The following is a 19,225-nucleotide window of genomic DNA, read 5'->3' as shown; positions in this document are numbered from 1 at the left end:
ATGGCACGGGAACCACGCGACGGGCGGGGCGAAGGTCGGGGTCGTGAACGCGAGCGCGACCGCGATGGCGATGAGCTGATCGATAAGTTGGTGACCATCAACCGCGTCGCCAAAGTGGTTAAGGGCGGTCGTCGTTTCGCCTTTGCAGCATTGGTGGTGGTCGGTGATCAAAAGGGCCGCGTTGGCTACGGTGCGGGCAAGGCGCGCGAAGTGCCGGAAGCGATCCGCAAAGCGACTGAGCGCGCCAAGCGCGGCATGATCCGCGTGCCGATGCGCGAGGGCCGCACCTTGCACCACGATGTCGAAGGCAGCTTCGGCGCTGGTCATGTCGTGTTGCGCGCGGCACCGGCAGGCACCGGGATTATTGCCGGCGGGCCGATGCGTGCGGTATTCGAGACGCTGGGCATTGGCGATGTCGTCGCCAAGTCGCTCGGCAGCCGCAATCCGCACAACATGGTGAAAGCCACGTTCGATGCGCTGACCAATTGTGCCAGCCCGCGTTCGGTTGCGGCGCGTCGTGGCAAAAAAGTCGCCGATTTGTTCGGCAAGCGCGACAAGGAGACCCACGTCGATGCCTGATATTTTTGAGCCGATGGCCGGCAAGCGGGTGAAGGTCACTCAAACCGGCTCGCCGATTGGGCGCAGGCCGGGTCAGCGCGAGACGCTGATTGGTCTTGGGCTGCGCCGCATGCATGCAAGCCGTGAACTCACGGCGACACCGGAAGTGCTGGGCCGGGTGCGCAAGGTCGCGCATCTGCTCAAGGTCGAGGAACTGGCGTAATGAAACTGAACGAACTGCGTGATAATCCTGGTTCACGGCTGAAATCCAAGCGGCTGGGCCGTGGCATTGGCTCCGGTAAGGGCAAGACGTCCGGTAAGGGTGTTAAGGGTCAGAAGGCACGCGAAGGCGTTTCGCTCAACGGGTTCGAGGGCGGTCAGCTGCCGATTTATCGCCGGTTGCCGAAGCGTGGCTTCAATAATCGCAATCGCAAGGAATTTGCGGCGGTCAATCTCGGCAAGCTTGAGGCCGCGATTGAGGCTGGTAAGATTGATGCGGGGCAGCCGATCACCGAAGCCGTGTTGCGGGCGGCGGGCCTGTATGGTGGCAAGAAGGTGGACGGTGTTCGTTTGCTGGCACGCGGCGAAATCACCCGTAAAGTCACCATCGAAGTTTCTGGCGCTTCAGCCAGTGCGATCGCCGCGATTGAGCAGGCCGGCGGTTCGGTAACGACGCGCATTGCAGCCAAGGCGACTGAGGCTGCAGCCTGAGCCTCTTGCCGTGACGCGGTTTGCGCCACATGATAGTCATCGAGCGGCGCCGAAATAGGTTGCGTTCAGCAATCTGCTCGGCGCCGTTGATGTTTGTGCGGTCCGACCGCGTGAGCGGCGGGTAAATGTTCAGGAGAAGTCCATGGCGTCGGCGGCAGAGCAACTTGCCTCGAGTATGAATCTCGGCAGCTTCGCGAAAGCGACCGAGCTCAAGCAGCGTATCTGGTTCACGCTCGGTGCGTTGATTGTGTTTCGTCTGGGCACCTATATCCCGGTCCCCGGCATCGATGCTACGGTGATGACGCATCTGATGGCGCAAAATGGTGGCGGCGTGTTGGGCATGTTCAACATGTTCACCGGTGGTGCGCTGGGGCGGATGACGGTGTTTGCCTTGAACATCATGCCGTATATTTCGGCCTCGATCATCATGCAGCTAATGCAGGCGGCGGTTCCAAGCTTGGAGACCCTTAAAAAGGAGGGGCAATCCGGCCAGCAAAAGATTAATCAATACACGCGCTACCTGACGGTGCTGATTGCCTTGGTGCAATCCTATGGCATTTCCATCGGGCTTGAGAGTTTGCACAGCTCGGTTGGCCCTGCCGTGGTCGATCCCGGGCCGTTTTTCATTTTTACCACGGTGATTACGCTGGTCGGTGGCACCGTGTTCCTGATGTGGCTGGGCGAGCAAATCACCGCGCGCGGCATTGGCAATGGCTCCAGCTTGATCATTTTCTCCGGTATCGTCGCGGCGTTGCCGGGCGCGGTTGCGGGGATTTTGCAACTCGGTGCGACCGGCGCGCTATCCACGGTGTTCGTCATCGGCTTTTTCGTGGTGTCGCTGCTGGTGATCGCCTTCGTCGTGTTTATGGAGCGCGCCCAGCGGCGGGTGCTGGTGCAATATCCCAAACGCCAAGTGGGTAGCCGGATGTTTGGCGGCGATTCGTCGCATTTGCCGATGAAAGTGAACACGTCGGGGGTGATTCCGCCGATTTTTGCAAGCTCGCTGCTCTTGATCCCGGCCACAATCATCGGCTTCTCTAAAGGCACCGGCCCCGGCTGGCTGCAATTTCTGGCGCGCCAGCTTTCGCATGGCCAGCCTGGCTATATGATTTTATATGCCGCGTTGATCATCTTTTTCTCCTATTTCTATACGGCGGTGGTCTTCAATCCGGAGGAAACGGCCGATAATCTGAAAAAATATGGTGGTTTCGTGCCCGGCATTCGGCCAGGCGCCAACACGGCAAAATATTTTGACACGGTGCTAACGCGGCTGACCACCATCGGCGCGATTTATCTGTGCATCGTCTGTTTGATCCCAGAGTTTCTTATTGGCGAATATGATATTCCGTTCTACTTTGGCGGCACATCGTTGCTCATTATCGTTTCGGTGACCATGGATACGGTCGCCCAAGTACAGTCCCATCTGCTGGCACATCAGTATGAGGGGCTGATTCGAAAAGGCAGAGGAAGGACACGCGGTCGATGAATATTCTTTTGGTAGGGCCGCCGGGGGCGGGTAAAGGCACCCAGGCGAAAATTTTAGAGGATCGCTATCACGCCAAGCATATTGCAACCGGTGATATGCTCCGTGCCGAAGTGGCCGGGGGCACGCCGATTGGTCTGGAAGCCAAGGCGGTGATGGATGCCGGGCAATTGGTTTCCGATGATATTTTGATCCGCATGCTGGGGGCGCGTTTAGCCCAGCCGGATTGCGCACATGGCATGATACTCGATGGTTTTCCGCGCACCGTGCCGCAAGCCGAAGCGCTGAACGATCTGCTCGCCGCCTCACACCGGCATTTAGACGCGGTGATCGTGCTCGAAGTGGATGAGGAGGCGTTGGTCGCCCGGATTTCCGGACGGTTTGCCTGTGCAAAATGCGGCGCTGGCTATCATCGCAGTTTTCACCCGACGGCCAAAGAAGGTGTCTGCGACAAGTGCGGAAGCCACGAATTCACCCATCGCCCAGACGATAACCCGGACGTCGTGCGGCGTCGGCTCGCCGCCTATCGGGAGCAGACCGCGCCGATCTTGCCGTTCTACACGGCGCGCGGCCTTGTTCATACGCTTGATGGCATGGCGCCGATGGAGGAGGTTACCGCTGCGATCGAAAAAATCCTTCGTCAGGTCGGTATTGCGGTGCCCGCATAGGTCATCACGAAAAATTGATATCGTTCGATTGACTCTGTTCCCCCCGAGCGATAATGACACTCAACGGCGCCCCTTCACGGGGGTGCTGCGCTTTCCATCAGTTTTGCGATAATCCGAATGGGCGTTCATTCGCGCCCATCAGGTGTTTGCAGTGCGGTTGGAGTTTCGTTTAACCCGATCACCGATCCCGACGCGGCGCGGCCGCCCGAGAACTAGGAGTTGCAAGCGTGGCGCGTATTGCCGGCGTAAATATCCCTTCGAATAAGCGCGTGCTGATCAGCCTGCGCTATATATATGGCGTTGGTCCCAGCAAGGCTCGTGAAATTTGCACGACGCTCGGTATCCCGGATGAGAAGCGGGTTAACCAGCTTTCGGACGACGAGATCATGAAAATCCGCGAATTGATCGACCGTGATTACCGCGTCGAAGGTGATTTGCGGCGCGAAGTCGCGATGAACGTCAAGCGGCTGGTCGATCTCGGATGCTATCGCGGCCTGCGTCATCGCAAGGGCCTGCCGGTCCGCGGTCAGCGCACGCACACCAATGCACGCACGCGCAAGGGCAAGGCTGTGGCCATTGCTGGCAAAAAGAAGGTGACCCGCTAAGGGTTAGTTTTTTCGTTCGCCAGTTTTTCGGTTGCCGGAACCACTCCGGATGGATTTCGGGGCGGGCTCAAGGGGCCGCCCTCTTTAACAGACACAGGATTTTTCATGGCCAAGCCAGCCACCACTCGCCCCCGCCGCAAAGAGCGCAAAAACATCAGCTCCGGCGTCGCTCATGTGCTCGCCAGCTTCAATAATACGATGGTGACCATCACCGACGCGCAAGGCAATGCTATTTCATGGTCGTCCGCCGGAAGCCAAGGCTTCAAAGGCAGCCGTAAATCGACGCCGTATGCTGCTCAGGTTGCGGCTGAAGATGCTGGCCGCAAAGCACGTGAGCACGGTATGGAAGCGCTCGAGATCGAGGTGAGTGGCCCCGGTGCCGGGCGGGAAAGCGCCTTGCGGGCGCTGCAGTCGGTCGGGTTTTCCATTTCGGCCATCCGCGACCTGACGCCGATCCCGCATAATGGTTGTCGCGCGCGCAAGCGTCGTCGCGTCTAATTGGTTTTCGGCCATTGGTCCGGGTGCAAATCCGGTTTCGATGGTAGCTGCGAATGTTTGAATGGCTGGGGTCTTGGTCGACAACGCCCGAGCGGAGGATTTGACGGTGAGAGACACGCATCTGATTTTACAGCGCAACTGGCAATCGTTGCGCAAGCCAGATCGGCTCGAGATCGAGCCGGGTAACGATGGTTCGCGCAGCGCCACCATTGTCGCAGAGCCGCTGGAGCGCGGCTATGGCGCGACGCTCGGCAATGCGTTGCGTCGTATCTTGCTGTCGTCCCTGCAGGGCGCTGCGGTGACGGCGGTGCGTATCGATGGCGTGTTGCATGAATTCGCGGCGATCCCCGGCGTGCGCGAGGACGTGACGGACATCGTGCTGAACATCAAGCAAATTGCCGTGCGCATGCAGGGTGAAGGCAGCAAGCGGCTGAGCCTGACGGCCAAAGGCCCGGGTGAAGTCACGGCCCGCCAAATTCAAGTCACCGGCGATATTGAAATCATGAATCCGGATCTCGTGCTCTGCACGCTTGATGACGGCGCGACACTGGGTATGGAATTCACCGTTGAATCCGGCCGTGGTTACGTTGCTGCGGCAGCCAATCGCCCGGAAGATGCGCCGATTGGCTTGATCCCGGTTGATGCGATCTATTCGCCCGTGCGCCGGGTGGCCTACCGGATTGAGCCGACGCGCGTTGGTCAAGTGACTGACTATGATCGGTTAATCCTGCAGGTCGAAACCAATGGCGCGGTGACGCCCGAAGATGCCGTGGCGGTTGCTGCGCGCATTCTGCAAGATCAGGTCAGCCTGTTTGTGAATTTCGAAGAGCCCACCCGCCTGCGGGCTGAGGAGCCACGGCCCGAATTGCCGTTTAATCCCAATCTGCTCCGCAAGGTCGATGAGTTGGAATTGTCGGTGCGCTCGGCGAACTGCCTGAAGAACGATAATATCATCTATATCGGCGATCTGGTGCAGAAATCCGAACAGGAAATGCTGCGTACGCCGAATTTTGGCCGCAAATCCTTGAACGAAATTAAGGAAGTGCTCACCACGATGGGTCTCGGCCTCGGTATGCAAGTACCGGATTGGCCGCCGGAAAACATCGAAGACCTCGTCAAGCGGTCCGATCAGCCTTTTTGATCGGTCCATCCCGTTATTTTTCGTCCGTTAAGGACGCTGTTGAAAGTTGGAGACTGAACGATGCGCCACGGTATGGCCGGACGGAAGCTGGGAGTAACGAGCTCCCATCGCGCGGCAATGTTCCGCAATATGGCGGTGGCGCTGCTCAAGCATGAGCAGATCACCACCACCCTGCCGAAGGCCAAAGAGCTTGGCCCGGTGGTCGAAAAGCTGATCACGCTCGGCAAACGGGGCGATCTCGCTGCCCGTCGTCAGGCGCACGCCACGCTGCGCGATGATATCATCGTAACAAAGCTGCTCGGCCCCATCGCGGAGCGTTATAAAACCCGCTCTGGTGGCTATACCCGCGTGCTGAAAGCCGGCATGCGTTATGGCGATGCGGCGGATATGGCGATCATCGAACTTGTTGATCGTGACCCCGCGGCGAAGGGGCTTGATAGCGGGCCCAAGCAGGTTGTCGCGGCTGACGACGAGGCCGACGAAGCCGCCGCCGCCTGATCCCCGCCCGACGGCGGGTAGACGCGGAAAAATTTTGCGCTCTATCATCGCGCCCTCAGTGTCAAACTGGGGGCGTCGGCGTTTGCGCGCTGTCGCTGCGCAATAATTATTCCTGATGAGGTATTTTCGTGGACGTCGCATATGCGGCATATGGCTGCGGTCTCTATGCAGACAAGAAAAAGCAGTAATTTCCGCAAGACCCCGATAGGTCGCTTGTTCAGACCGTGATTGCGGGCCAATTCCATTGGTTGATGTTGAAACCGTCGCTTCAACCTCAACCAATCGCGATCTGCGCCAACCTATCGGGTCCAAACGGCATCTACGCAGCGCTGCGAAGCACGCCGCCAGTTGCTTTGCTGACGGCGGCAATAATTTTATGGGCAACGGCATCAATTTCCGCATCGGTTAGGCTCTGCTCGCGGGGTTGCAGCGTCACCGCGAGGGCCAGTGAAACTTTCCCCGCCGCCACGTGCTCGCCCTCATAGCGATCAAATAAGGTGACATCGGTGATCAGCGCGCGTTCGGCACCGCGCACGGCGCGGATCAATGTTTCCGCCGCGACCGTCGCATCGACCACAAAGGCAAAATCCCGCCGCACCGGCTGCAACGGCGAAAGATCGGGCGCTGCTTTGCGTCGCCGTTTCGGATCGGCGATGGCATCAAGCATTAGCTCAAACCCAACGCTGCGCGCTGGCAAATCAAACCGAGCCGTGACGGTGGGGTGCAGCGTGCCGAAATAGCCCAATACGGTTTTCGGCCCCTGGCGCACGGTGCCGGACTGGCCTGGATGAAAATGAGCCGACGCCCCCGCCGTCACGCTGAGCGACTCTAGCGGCACGCCCAGCTCGGTCAGCACCGCGAACAAATCTGCCTTGGCGTCCCACAAATCAACCGTCCGATCAGCATCAAGCCACGAGAGCGGCCTCGCCCCCACGCGCAAACCGGCGGCAATCAAGTTTTGGCCGGATGGCGTGGCATCGGTGAATCCTGGGCCCACCTCGAATAACGCCACATCCGCCATGCCGCGCGCGACGTTGGACTGCGCGCCCAAGACGAGGGTTGCCAGGGGTGTTGGCCGCATCTGGTCCAGATCAGCTGCAATCGGGTTGGCCACCCGCAATTGTTCGGGCACCGCGCCAAATTGTGCTGCCACCGCCTGTGCCACAAAGCTGAAGGTCACGCATTCATCCAGCCCCCGCGCGGCCAGCACGCGTCTTGTGCGCATCGTGCGGGTTTGCCGGGCGGTCAGTGTCGGCTGCGGCACCGGGGACCAGGCCGGCAACGAAACCGGCTCGATCTGATCCAACCCATTAATGCGCAAAACCTCCTCGATCAAATCGATCTCTGCCGCCACCGCCGCCGCACCGGCAGCGGCCTGTTGCGCGCGCTCGGCGGATAATTCCGGCGCCGGATCAAGCATCGAGACCGGGTCATTCACCGTGTAAATCGCCGGATCATAGCTGTAATTCGAGCGCGTTACCGCGACATCGTTGCGCCAGGGCGGCACAGCCACCACCACTTGATCGGCATCCTGCCGGCGCGGCGTAAAGCCCAAGCCTTGCAAAATCGCCACGGCCCGGGCCGGCGCGACCGCGTGACCGCCAAATGATTCGAGCCGGGCGAAACGCAGCGCCGCATCTCGCGGCCAAGCCGGCTCCGAACCCGCGGTCACGATGTCACTCGGCGTGCCGCCACAGAGCGACATGATCATTGCCGTTGCCGCATCCAGTGCTTGTGGCAAAATCGATGGATCAATTCCGCGTTCAAAACGTTGTCGCGCATCAGAGTGAATCCCGCTGCGCTGGCCGGTTAGCGCAATCCGCACCCGATCAAACAAAGCGCATTCGATGAACACATCGGTCGTTGCGACATCACAGCTGGTCGCCTCACCCCCAACGATCCCAGCGAGCGATTGTGCGCCCCGCGCGTCAGCAATCACACAATCCTCGGGTCCGGCGATGACCTCCTTGCCATGCAACCCGGCAAACCGCTCGCCATCCGCAGCGCCCCGGCGCAGCGTCAGCACGCCCCCGGCGACTTTACCGGCATCGAAAACATGGAGCGGGCGGCCTAAATCAATGGTGAAGAAATTGGTGATATCGACCAAGGCACTAATCGGTCGCAGCCCAATTGCGGTCAGGCGCCGCTTCAGCCAATCCGGGCTTTCGCCATTTTTCACGCCGCGCACCGTGCGCCCCACCACCAGCGGGCAGGCCTCCGGGAACTCATTGCGCCAGCCAATCAAACTTTCCCCCGCGCCGATCACCGGAGCGGGTGACCAGGGGCGCAGCGTGCCCAACCCCGCCGCCGCCAAATCGCGCGCCACGCCACGCACTGAAAATCCGTCGCCCCGATTGGGCGTCACCCCGATTTCAATGATCGGATCATCCAGCCCCGCCCAAGAGGCATAGCTCATGCCCAGCGGCGCGTCGGAAGGCAGGTCGATAATCCCGTCATGATCCTCGCCCAGCCCTAATTCACGCTCAGAGACCAGCATGCCAGCCGAGGCAACACCGCGAATCTCGCCGACCTTGAGGATCATCCCGCTACCCGGCACCACCGAACCCGGCGGCGCAAACACCGCCATCATGCCGGTGCGGGCATTGGGCGCGCCGCACACCACACCAACCTCGCCCTCGGCGGTTTGCACCCGGCAAACCCGCAGCCGGTCGGCATTCGGATGCTGCACCGCTTCGATCACCCGCACGATTTTGAACGGTGCCAAGCCCGCCGCCCGATCCTCGATCGCTTCGATCTCAAGCCCGATTGACGATAATGTGTCAGCGATCACCGTGATCGGCGCATCAGTATCCAGATGCGTCTTCAACCAAGAGAGCGAAAATTTCATAGCCCACGCCCCTCATGCAGCATGACCGGTGCCAAGGGTGAGGCACCATAATGGCTCAGCCAACGCCCATCGCTCTCATAGAAATTCCGTAAATCGGCAATGCCATGCTTCAACATGGTAATCCGCTCAACCCCCATGCCAAAAGCAAATCCTTGATACGCTTGTGGATCGATGCCGCAATTGGCGAGCACATTGGCATGCACCATCCCGGCGCCGAGAATCTCCAACCAATCATCCCCGCCGCCAATGGCGCCGGTTTTACGATCCCAGGCGATGTCAATTTCCATCGAGGGTTCGGTGAACGGGAAATAGCTCGAACGAAACCGCGCCCGCAAATCGGGGATTTCGAAATAGGCCCGCAGAAAATCCACCAGGCAGCCTTTCAAATGCGCAAGCGTAATCCCGCGATCAATCACCAAGCCCTCGCATTGATGAAACATCGGGCTATGCGTTGCATCATGATCGGACCGATAGGTGCGCCCTGGCGAGATCATCCGGATCGGCGGCGCCTCGGCCAACATGGTGCGCACCTGCAAGGGCGAGGTCTGCGTGCGCAGCACCATGGGCCGATTGCGCCCCGCCGCATGCAAATAAAACGTATCCATCATCGCGCGCGCCGGATGATGGGCCGGGACGTTCAGCGCGCCGAAATTATACCAATCATCCTCAATATCCGGCCCGTCCTTCACCACAAATCCCATCGCGCCAAACAACGCCGTCAATTCTTCCATGGTGCGCGAGATCGGATGGATCGTGCCGCGCCGCACGGGCCGTGCGGGCAGCGTGACATCCACACGCTCGGCAGCGAGCCGCGCCGTCAGCGCCGCCGCTTCCAAAATCGCGCGTTTGGCGTCAATCGCCTCGGCAACCCGGTTTTTCACAACATTGATGGTCGCACCGGCTTCCCGCCGCGCATCAGGCGCCATGGTGCCCAAGGTCTTGAGCAGCCCGGTCACCAACCCTGATTTGCCCAAATACGCCACGCGCACCGCATCCAACGCGCGCACATCATCAGCCGCGCCAATCGCGTCAAGAGCTTCGGATAGGATGGTTTCTGGATGGTCTTGCATGGTGCGGAGGAAGCCTAGCGGCAGCGGAAAGTCAACACGCCATCAACAAAAACGGCTTCCGGGGGAACCGGAAGCCGTTTTGATTTCAGTCAGGCCGAGCCGATCAGTCGATTAACCGATTAACCGATCAGCCAATCGCACGCCGGTCCGCGACTGGTGCCACCCAGCGGGTGATCGCGGCGCTGTAGCGCAGCTCCAGCACCCGGCTGGTCCCGGTCAGTCCGGCGAGATCAATACCAACTTCGCCGCGGCTCCATTGGCCGGTGCCTTCATCGGTTGGGAACAGTCCGGTGAACCGCGCCCAATCCACCTGCTGGCGCTTGACGCCGACAAGCACCGCCGCCGCCACCAGCTTCACGCCAACCTGACGGCGATCATCGGAGCGCACCTCGGTGTCGGCTGGGGTCGCGGTCGCGACATGCAGCGTCGCGGTCGTCGCGCCATCGGGCAGAGCAAAGCGCAACAGGCCCGCCTCGCTCGCCGCCTCGCTCGTCATCGGGGCAATGGCAACGCCATCGACCATCAACGCGGCTTCCGGGGCATTGGTGGTGGTAAAGCCATTGGCAATCACCCGATCCCGCAGCGTCGCGCGCACCGCGTCCAGCATGGACCCGCGATGCACCAAAGGCGCACAGCGTTCGGCTTCAGCCGGTGCGGCAAAGTTGGGGTGCAGCGCCACCAACGCACCGCCATTGGCGAACATGCTCCGGTTACCATCGCTGATATAGCTTTCCGCCGTCAGCCCCTCGGCAATCAGCACGTCATGGCTGTCCAGCTCGATATGGAAATAGGTGACCTGCCGTGCCTTGGTGTCGCGCCGAACGCTCACGCCATTGACCAGATATTTGGCCTCGATCAGCACACCATCGACGTAAATCGCGTGGTCGGGCGAAACCGATAGCTCGCGGGCTGGCTTGTTATCGCCAAACGCACCCGCCCGGATCCGCACCGGCTCCACAAGGCTCCGATCCGCATGACGGTCCAGCGCAATTGAGCGATGCCCAATCCAACGAATCGGTCGGCGTGCCGTCGCCCCGTTCCGCGCGGTGATCACCTGGTCACCCACCGCCAAGGCCTCCACCGCCACTTCGCCACGGCTGGTCAGAATGCGCGTGCCTTCCACAAAGCACGGCACCTGAATGGTAATCCCGTTCGGCCCCACCGTGTCATAGAGCGTGTTTTGCGGCGTGGTATCGAACGTGCCGGTGAGATGCAGTGTCTCGGTGGAAATCGAGCCACCAACCGTATCCGATACGGTCAATTCGCCCGTCGCCGAATTAAAGCTTAGGCTCACATCCGCCGTGCTCGGTGGCGTTGGCTCTGTGGCGTTCCCCAAAACAATCTGATCGTTCGGCCCAAACCCGGCAATGGTGCCGCCAAAGCCGAGCGTATTGCCATTCACATCGAGCACATTCGGCGCGAGCGTGGTGCCGTGCGTGCCAAAATCAACGGTGAGCGAGCTGTCATTGCCAGCACTATTGGACAGGGTGACCTGCGCGCCATTATCGATGAAAATGGTGCCGTTGCCGGCCATCGAGGTGGTGTCGGTCAGCGAGGTCGTGCTGCCGGTGACATCGATGGTGCCATTATCGGTCACCGCCGTGCCGCCGATTGAGGCGGTGCCGGTCGGGATCGATACGGTCTGACCACTATTGATCGAAGTGCCCGGCGACGTGCCGCCGTTCCAATTGGTGCCGGTGAACCAGTTCGAGCTCGTGGTGCCGTTGAACACGAAATCGGACGTCTGCTCTGTGATCACGATGCCGGAGGCGTTGGCAGAGACGGCGAAATTACCGCTGGCGAGTGACGAACCCGTCGTCCCGGCAATGTTCACAGCAAATGTCGCGCCGCTGGTATGATCTGTAATGTCAAGCTGACCCGTGGTCGAATTGTAGCTCTCGGATAAAATATCTCCGGGCGCACTTTTCACGCTCGCTGTGCCAATGACGATTGTATCATTCGGCCCGAAATTGGAAACGGCGTTGCCAATCGTGCCAGATGACACATCACTGCCGGTAACATCCAGCAGCCCGCCGCCAGCCGTGCCAAACCCAATCGTTGCGCCAGCAAGGGAGCCAGCCAGGTTCAACGTGCCAAGGTCGGTCACGTTGGACACGCCCGAAAGGCTGACGGCGCCGGTTGATGTGCCAATCGTCCAATCCGCGCCGGTCGCCACGGTTGTGCTGGTAAAGCCAATATAGCTTCCCGGGTTGGCGAGACTGCCGACCGAACCGACCGTACCCGACAATTCCAAGGTCGACCCTGCACCAAAACTTGCGACGCCACCACCAATCGATTGGCCGGGAGTCAGATCGAGCAATCCCTGACTCTTGTCGTAGATCGCTGCATGCGCAAGCGCACCGGAACCACCAAACGTGCCTATTGATCCGCCATTAACAACGGTGCCTAAACCGGTTCCGGCAACTATCACTACGCCGTGCGCTATCGATCCGGTATTGACAACCGTGGCAGCACCAACGCCCTGGTCAACGAAAACCGAAGCATAGCCCAATGCGCCAATGATGGTCCCGCTATTATTCAAATAGTCTGGCGTTGCAGTCGGTGAGTTAGTGTCGTTCGTATAGAAAAAGACACCCGAACCGCCGGACGAACTGATAACCCCGTGATTGTTGATTGTCCCACCAACACCTTTATCAGTGACAATGCCAGCTTGGTCGCCGGCCAAACCAACGCCAACCATTTCGATAGTTCCAAAATTGGTCAGCGAGATGCTGGTCGCGACGTTGCCGGTCTTGAACTGAATGCCGTATCGTTCGCCAGAGATAAGAGCACCAGTGTCGTTGATCGCACCATTAACGATGGTGCCGCCGAAGCTGCCAGAAGTGCTGTTTCCAGCTTCAATCAGAATTCCTTCTGAACCTGAGGCGGTGCTCTCAATCGTGCTAAGATTGAGCAAGCTCGGTGCAAAGTTCGCTGCGTAGCTGTTCAGAACAGCGGGGCCGCTGGTCACCGAAACGCCTGAACCGGTAAGAGTGTAGGGCGAATTGGCCGGCGTCAGCGTGATGGCGGTTGTACTTGGTCCCGATGCCGCGCCGAACGGCTTGGATTCAATAATCGCTGTATTTCCGTTGCTGCTGCCATTGCTTAAAGTCGTATTCGCCATCACTACGCTCCAAAATTTGTGGACACGATTTAACACGCGCCCAAGAGACCGACAAGGACGAAAATAACAAAAAAAATCATCAAATTTGAAAATAAAGCGGACAAATACTGTAATAATAGATTTATACGAAATTATCGACAAACTAGAACAAAAAATATATTCGTATGTTTTTTTAGATGATTCTGGATGCCGTTGCGCGGTCCGATAAATTTGCACTGGAAATCATGGTCATGTGCCAAATGAGGGCCATATCCGCAGACATCCGGGGAGGGGCCGCCATATCGGCTTCGGACGACCAGCGTTCCTCTAGTCGGCAATCCTGGCATGGGCTAATACGGAGCAACAAAATTTCGGAGTGCGTTCATGAAGTTCCTGCAACCTCACCTTAGCCAGCGTTTTGGCATCCTGACAGCGGCGCTGCCAGCATTCGCGTTGATCACCGCGACGGCCCATGCCGCCGCTATGCCGGTCAAGCCGCCTTCGGCACCGATCATCAAACATGTCAGCAACGATTTCGGCACCCCCGTCGTCGATGATTATCGCTGGATGGAAAAGCCGGGCAGCAAGCGCCTAGCGCTATTTATGAAGCAGCAAAATACCTATACCCGTGCCGTCTTGAACCGGATTCCGGGTCATCAAAAAATTTATGCCGAGATCAAAAAGGACGCGAATGTCGGCAGCGCCGTGTTCAACATTACCCGCGCTGACGGCAAAATTTTCTACATGGGCATCGGCCCCGGCCAGGATACCGCGCATCTGATGATGATGGACAAGGTCGGCGCGACGCCGCACTTGCTGATCGATCCGATGAGTTTCAGCAAAAACCACATACCGCAGGCGATTAATTTTTACTTCGTCTCTCCAAACGGAAAATATGTGGCCTTCGGTGTTTCCGGCGGCGGCTCCGAACAGGCCAAGCTGCGTGTGCTCGATGTTGCGACCGGAAAATTGCTCAATATCGGCATCACCGGCGTCGATGGCGATGATAGTGATTTCCCGCCCGTCGCCTGGCTGCCCGATTCCAAGGGCTTCGTGTATTACCGGCTGCACATATTCGGCCCCCACGCGGCAGTGACCGATTTTTATCAAAAAAGCCGGGATTATCTGCATTTGCTGAGCAGCAACGACCCTACCGGTGCCGCCGATAAACCGATGTTCGGCTGGAAAGTCGCGGCCAATGTGCCGATGACCCTGTCGCAAGATGCGTTGGTGCTCACCTCGGCGAAATCCCCATGGGCGATCGGGCTGTTTACCGAAAATGAAGAATTGCAATCGATCGATGATGTTTACGCCACGAAAATCACCGATCTCGAATCAGGCAAGCCAGTCTGGCACAAAGTGGCCGGGCGCAGCGCCAATATTTCCGGCTTCGCGGTGCATGGCGACCAGCTCGATGTGATCACCTCGAACGATGCGCCGCGCTATAAAGTGGTCGCCTATGATCTGGCGCGTCCCGCCCCGCCGCAAACTATCGTTGCGCCCAGCGCCCGCGTGATTACCACCCTCGCTGCCGGCAGCCACGCCCTTTACGTCGGTGCCATGCGCGATGGCATGGGCCGGATCGAGCGTGTCGCCTATCAAAAAGGGGCGACGTCCAGCGTCAAAATGCCGTTCCAGGGCGGTCTCGGCCAAATCGTCGCGGACCCGAATGGTGCCGGGATTTGGTTCCGCCTGTCCGGCTGGACCACCCCGAGTGCGTGGTATGATTTTTCGCCGGCCACCCAAGCGGTGATCAATACCAACCTGCAAAAACCGCCGAAAGTGAGCTTTGCCGATATCGAGTCCAAGGAAGTCAAAGCGGTTTCTTGGGATGGAACGATGATTCCGGTATCGATCATCATGAAAAAGGGCACCAAGCTCGACGGCAAAAATCCTACTCTGCTGATCGGCTATGGTAGTTACGGCATCACCATCACGCCATATTTTGATCCGACCGCCCTGCCATGGCTTGAGCGCGGTGGCATTATCGCGGTGGCCCATGTGCGCGGGGGCGGCTGGTATGGCGCGGCGTGGCATCAGGCCGGCATGAAAGCCACTAAAATCAATACCGTGTTCGATTTCATCGCGGCCGGGCAATATTTGGTCGATCATCATTACACCTCACCCGCCCATCTCGCCGGTGAAGGTGGCAGTGCAGGCGGCATCACCATTGGCGGCGCGGTGGCTTGGCGGCCTGATTTGTTCGCCGCCGCCATCGACAGCCATGGCGATACCAACGCGCTGCGCATGCAATTCACCCCGAACGGGCCGCCGAACGAGATCGAGTTTGGCAATGTGCTGAAACTGCCCGATTTCCATTGGATCTATGCGATGGATGCGATGGCCCATATCCGCAACGGCGTGAAATACCCGGCGGTCATGGGTGTCACCGGCGCCAATGATCCGCGCGTCGCGCCGTGGGAAGTCGCTAAATTCATCGCCCGGCTGCAAACCGCCAGCACCTCCGGTCGTCCGGATTTGCTGCGGGTCAGTTATCAATCCGGTCATGGCATCGGGTCCACCAAGGATCAATTCATTCGCTCGCGGGCTGATGAATATACGTTCCTGCTGTGGCAGCTCGGCGCCAAAGGCTTCCAACCGACGCCCTGATTACTGATCGCCCTGATCACTGATCACCCTGATCGCTAATCACCTAAAAAACGGGCGTTTTCCGCCGTTCAATGCGGAAAACGCCCGAGAGGTCGGCTGGCGGCGCACCGCACAGCCAGGGGAGGAAACGGAGACCAACGGCCTCACCCCCCTTGGTAGATGATGCTGGTTAATATTTCGTGAAACTGTCGCGATTATTTTTGCGCAAAATCATGTTGCGAAAATATCGCAATATCGGCAATTCCATCAAAGCGCCCCTGCTCCGCGTTAAGCGGCGGAACTTGCCTCTTGCACGTTGTTACGCGGCGCGATAACGCGAATTCATGCGCGCTTGCTGAGCCGCACGCTTCGTCTTGCCCGCTTTTGGGCATTCCGCGTCATTCAGCCGGTGCCGCAAAAGGGGGACCCAATAATCTCGTCTGATCGCCCGTGCGATTAGGTCTGGATTTTTTGTGACTTTCTCCTTATGTCTACGTTACTATTTCTTTGGCACCCAACATCGGGACGGAACAAAATGAAGATTAAAGCTTTGGGGGCACTCGCAGCAGTCGCCCTGCTCGCAGCCTGCTCGAACGGGCCGGCCAAAACGGCCTTGAACGGCGGCGGCAACACAAACCCGGTCCAAACAGGCCCGGCTCCGGGCAGCGAACAGCAGCTCGTCGCCAGCGTCGGTGACCGCGTGTTCTTCGGGTTCAACAAGTCGGGCCTGACCGCGACGGACCGTGCAACCCTTGATCGTCAAGCCGCTTGGCTTGCCAAATATCCGAATGTTGACGTGTTGATCGCCGGTAACGCCGATCCGCGCGGCACCGAAGCCTATAACTTGGCGCTTGGCCATCGCCGCGCCAACGCCGCGCGTGACATGCTCGTCGCCAAGGGCGTTGCCGCTTCGCGCATCCAAACCGTGTCCTATGGCAAGTCCTGCTTGGTTTCGCCGGGCAACACCATGGCCGACTACGCCCAGGATCGCGTCGCGATCACCTCGGTGCAGGGCTTCAACCCGCAAAACTGCCACTAATCGCCTCACGGCTTTGGTGCTTCAACGGCGGCCTCCGGGCCGCCGTTTTTGTTTTGTCACCAAGCATTCCCGTCACGCGGATAACGCGGTAAACCATCTAGAAAATCTGTCGCCACCGATCCGGGATCATATCATGCGCCGCACGCTCCTCATCGCCGCTCTACCGTTGACCCTCGCCGCACTCAGCGCCGCCCCTATCAGCATTGCGCACGCGCAAATGGTGACGAGCCGTGAGGGTATCGCACTGGAAAACCAAATCCTGGCCCTGCGCCAACAGGTGCAACAGCTGCAAACCAGCCAAAGCAACGGCAATGATAACGGCAATTCCGCGCTCGGCGCCTCGCAGCCGCTCTCGTCTGGCACTGGCAGCGCAGCGGGCGCCAACGCGCTTCTGCCTAATTTGCTGCAACAGGTGCAAACCTTGCAGGATCAGGTGCAGAATCTCCGTGGCCGCGTTGATACGCTCGAACACGAAGTCGCTACCCAGCATGACGAGCTCAAGCAACAAATCGGCGATTTGAAATTCCAACTCGGCCAAGCGGGTGCCACGGCACCCGGCGCCACGCCGCCCGGCACAACGCCAGCCCTCCAGCCAGCCCCCCAGTCAGCCCCCCAGTCAGCGCAGCGTGCGGGCGCTCCGCAAACCCTCGGCCAAATGCCGGTCAATCAAGCCGGTCGGGCCGCTGCGCGCGCACCGGTTGCCGCCTCAATCGTGGCCGCCCGCCACGCGCTCGCCGCCCATGATTACGTCACCGCCGAAGCGGATGCCAAAGCCATCATCGCCAAGCAGGGAAGGGGGGCTGATCGCGGTGCCGCCGAATACACGCTTGGCCAAGCTTTGACCGGCCAGCGTCATTATCAAGAAGCCGCCCTCGCTTATGATGATGCGTATAACGGGGCGCGCTCAGGCCCCTATGCGCCGCAATCGCTGCTCGGCCTCGCCGGGTCGCTCACCGCGATCCATCAATATAGTGCGGCGTGCGATACGCTGGATTCGCTCACCAGCCAGTTTTCATCGCCGTCCCCCAGTCTCGCCGGACAGGTTCGTAGCCTGCGCCAGCGCGCCCATTGCCACTGAACGCATCTTTTGCCTGCCGCGCGCCGTCCGATCTGACGGCCCATTTTTCTGCGCAAATGGCGCAGTTCGGTCCATTTGGCCCGGCGTCGCGTTTCGCCGTGGCCGTCTCGGGCGGTGCCGATTCCACTGCCCTCGCGCTCCTGACCCAGCATTGGGCCCAGCATTCGGCGCAGCACCGGCACGCCAGCCTGCGCGCCTTCATCGTCGATCATCAGCTGCGCCCGGATGCGTCGGCTGAGGCCGAGCTGACCCGCCAACGTCTGACCGGCTTGGGCATCGACGCTGATATTCTTGTGCTCCGCGATCTATCCCCCGGCCCCGCCTTGCAAGAGCGCGCGCGCCATGCGCGCTACCGCGCCCTGACCCAAGCCGCCCGCGCCTATGGTGCGCCTTTTTTGCTGGTTGGCCATCATGCCGATGATCAAACCGAACTCATCGCCATGCGCGCCGCGCGCGGACCTCGTGGTTTGCACGGCATCGCGCCTTGGTCCGCCCGCGCCGATCTGGTTATTCTCCGCCCGCTCTTGGCGGTGCCGCGCGCCACGCTCCGGCACTATCTTACCGCCCATAATATCCCTTGGATCGAAGATCCGAGCAACGCGAACCCCGCTTTTGAGCGCGTGCGGCTGCGTCAATCCGGCCTTGCCACCCGCCCCGCACCCCCAGCGCTGATGACCCAACATCGCGAGGAAGCGGCAGCAACCGCCCAAGCCCTCGCGGCCAATGTGCGGCTGAGCGCCGAAGGCTTTGCCGTCATCATGGCCGATCATCTCGCCCCCGAAGCGCTGAGTGCGCTGATCCGCGTGGTGGGTGGCGCGCAATACAATCCGCCACGGGCTGCCGTGGCCCGCTTGGCCGCCAAGCTCACGGCGGTAACACTTGGTGGGGTGCAAATCGCTGCTTCACGCCGGCTCGGCGGCTTTTTGCTCGCCCGCGAGCCCATCGCCTGTGAGCTGGCGGTCGAGGCCCATGCCGGCGCGCTGTGGGATCATCGTTTTCTGCTCGGCACACCACCTGCCGGGGCAACCCGTTTTGGTGCGTTGGGCGCCTGGGCGCGTGAGTATCGCCGCCACACGGCGCTGCCATCACGCGTGCTGCGCACGCTCCCCGCCTTGTTCGCCGGCCAAGAGCTGCTGGCGGTGCCACATCTGGGCGTCGGCCCGGCCTGCCGCGTTGAATTCGCGCCACCCTACCCCGCGACAACGGACCCCGGCCATGCAACCATGGGATAGGAATTTCCGCATACCATCCCATTTAAATAAAATGGGTAGCGAGGTGCCGATTGACGTGCCATTATCATGCTATCTTGCGTTGTCGCCCCGGCATCGGGCCGGAG

General features: G+C 59.9%; 16 protein-coding genes. 13 read left to right on the top strand and 3 right to left on the bottom strand.

Annotation, left to right across the window (positions count from 1 at the left end):
* From rpsE to rplQ, 9 genes are all read left to right on the top strand, one after another.
* Positions 1-579, top strand: a complete 579-nt coding sequence (gene rpsE, locus ACYUCQ_RS06465; RefSeq protein WP_460253692.1) for a 30S ribosomal protein S5 — start codon at positions 1-3, stop codon at positions 577-579.
* Positions 580-592: 13 nt separating this feature from the next.
* Positions 593-781 (top strand): 50S ribosomal protein L30, encoded by a 189-nt coding sequence (gene rpmD / locus ACYUCQ_RS06460; protein ID WP_460253752.1) that lies wholly within the window; start codon positions 593-595, stop codon positions 779-781.
* Positions 781-1,269 carry a 50S ribosomal protein L15 gene (gene rplO, locus ACYUCQ_RS06455; RefSeq protein ID WP_460253691.1) on the top strand — a complete coding sequence of 163 codons (489 nt, stop codon included), beginning with the start codon at positions 781-783 and terminating at the stop codon, positions 1,267-1,269. Before rpmD ends, rplO begins: the two co-directional genes overlap by 1 nt.
* 142 nt (positions 1,270-1,411) lie before the next feature.
* Positions 1,412-2,755: a preprotein translocase subunit SecY gene (gene secY, locus ACYUCQ_RS06450; protein WP_460253690.1), complete on the top strand. Its 1,344-nt coding sequence runs from the start codon at positions 1,412-1,414 to the stop codon at positions 2,753-2,755.
* Positions 2,752-3,420, top strand: coding sequence for an adenylate kinase (locus ACYUCQ_RS06445; RefSeq protein ID WP_460253689.1), 669 nt, complete (start codon positions 2,752-2,754; stop codon positions 3,418-3,420). The genes secY and ACYUCQ_RS06445 overlap by 4 nt, the downstream gene beginning before the upstream one ends.
* A gap of 227 nt (positions 3,421-3,647) precedes the next feature.
* On the top strand, positions 3,648-4,025 hold the full coding sequence (gene rpsM / locus ACYUCQ_RS06440) for a 30S ribosomal protein S13 (protein WP_460253688.1): 378 nt from the start codon (positions 3,648-3,650) through the stop codon (positions 4,023-4,025).
* A gap of 105 nt (positions 4,026-4,130) precedes the next feature.
* Entirely contained in the window at positions 4,131-4,523 is a 393-nt protein-coding gene (gene rpsK / locus ACYUCQ_RS06435; RefSeq protein ID WP_460253687.1) for a 30S ribosomal protein S11, read from the top strand.
* A 121-nt stretch (positions 4,524-4,644) separates the two neighbouring features.
* Positions 4,645-5,664, top strand: a complete 1,020-nt coding sequence (locus tag ACYUCQ_RS06430) for a DNA-directed RNA polymerase subunit alpha (protein ID WP_460253751.1) — start codon at positions 4,645-4,647, stop codon at positions 5,662-5,664.
* 60 nt (positions 5,665-5,724) lie between these two features.
* Positions 5,725-6,162 (top strand): 50S ribosomal protein L17, encoded by a 438-nt coding sequence (rplQ, locus tag ACYUCQ_RS06425; protein ID WP_460253686.1) that lies wholly within the window; start codon positions 5,725-5,727, stop codon positions 6,160-6,162.
* Between the two features lie 319 nt (positions 6,163-6,481).
* Here rplQ and pheT read toward each other — a convergent pair whose 3' ends face one another.
* The 3 genes from pheT to ACYUCQ_RS06410 form a co-directional block, all read right to left on the bottom strand.
* The gene (gene pheT, locus ACYUCQ_RS06420; protein ID WP_460253685.1) at positions 6,482-9,010 is read right to left on the bottom strand and encodes a phenylalanine--tRNA ligase subunit beta; all 2,529 of its coding nucleotides are present in this window, start codon (positions 9,008-9,010) and stop codon (positions 6,482-6,484) included.
* Complete coding sequence (pheS, locus tag ACYUCQ_RS06415; RefSeq protein WP_460253684.1) at positions 9,007-10,080, bottom strand: phenylalanine--tRNA ligase subunit alpha; 1,074 nt, start codon at positions 10,078-10,080, stop codon at positions 9,007-9,009. Before pheS ends, pheT begins: the two co-directional genes overlap by 4 nt.
* 127 nt (positions 10,081-10,207) lie before the next feature.
* Complete coding sequence (locus tag ACYUCQ_RS06410; RefSeq protein ID WP_460253683.1) at positions 10,208-13,204, bottom strand: Hint domain-containing protein; 2,997 nt, start codon at positions 13,202-13,204, stop codon at positions 10,208-10,210.
* A 363-nt stretch (positions 13,205-13,567) separates the two neighbouring features.
* On the opposite strand from ACYUCQ_RS06410, the gene ACYUCQ_RS06405 reads away from it, so the two are divergent.
* The 4 genes from ACYUCQ_RS06405 (at position 13,568) to tilS (ending at position 19,121) form a co-directional block, all read left to right on the top strand.
* Positions 13,568-15,793 carry a prolyl oligopeptidase family serine peptidase gene (locus tag ACYUCQ_RS06405; protein WP_460253682.1) on the top strand — a complete coding sequence of 742 codons (2,226 nt, stop codon included), beginning with the start codon at positions 13,568-13,570 and terminating at the stop codon, positions 15,791-15,793.
* Positions 15,794-16,307: 514 nt separating this feature from the next.
* Positions 16,308-16,811 carry an OmpA family protein gene (locus ACYUCQ_RS06400; protein ID WP_460253681.1) on the top strand — a complete coding sequence of 168 codons (504 nt, stop codon included), beginning with the start codon at positions 16,308-16,310 and terminating at the stop codon, positions 16,809-16,811.
* Between the two features lie 133 nt (positions 16,812-16,944).
* On the top strand, positions 16,945-17,889 hold the full coding sequence (locus ACYUCQ_RS06395) for a tetratricopeptide repeat protein (RefSeq protein ID WP_460253680.1): 945 nt from the start codon (positions 16,945-16,947) through the stop codon (positions 17,887-17,889).
* 56 nt (positions 17,890-17,945) lie between these two features.
* Positions 17,946-19,121, top strand: a complete 1,176-nt coding sequence (gene tilS / locus ACYUCQ_RS06390; RefSeq protein ID WP_460253679.1) for a tRNA lysidine(34) synthetase TilS — start codon at positions 17,946-17,948, stop codon at positions 19,119-19,121.
* Positions 19,122-19,225: the final 104 nt, after the last annotated feature.

Source organism: Acidiphilium sp. MT5 (assembly GCF_054767495.1).
The sequence above is the reverse complement of the archived record's forward strand: the minus strand, read 5'-3'. Positions and strand labels throughout refer to the sequence as shown.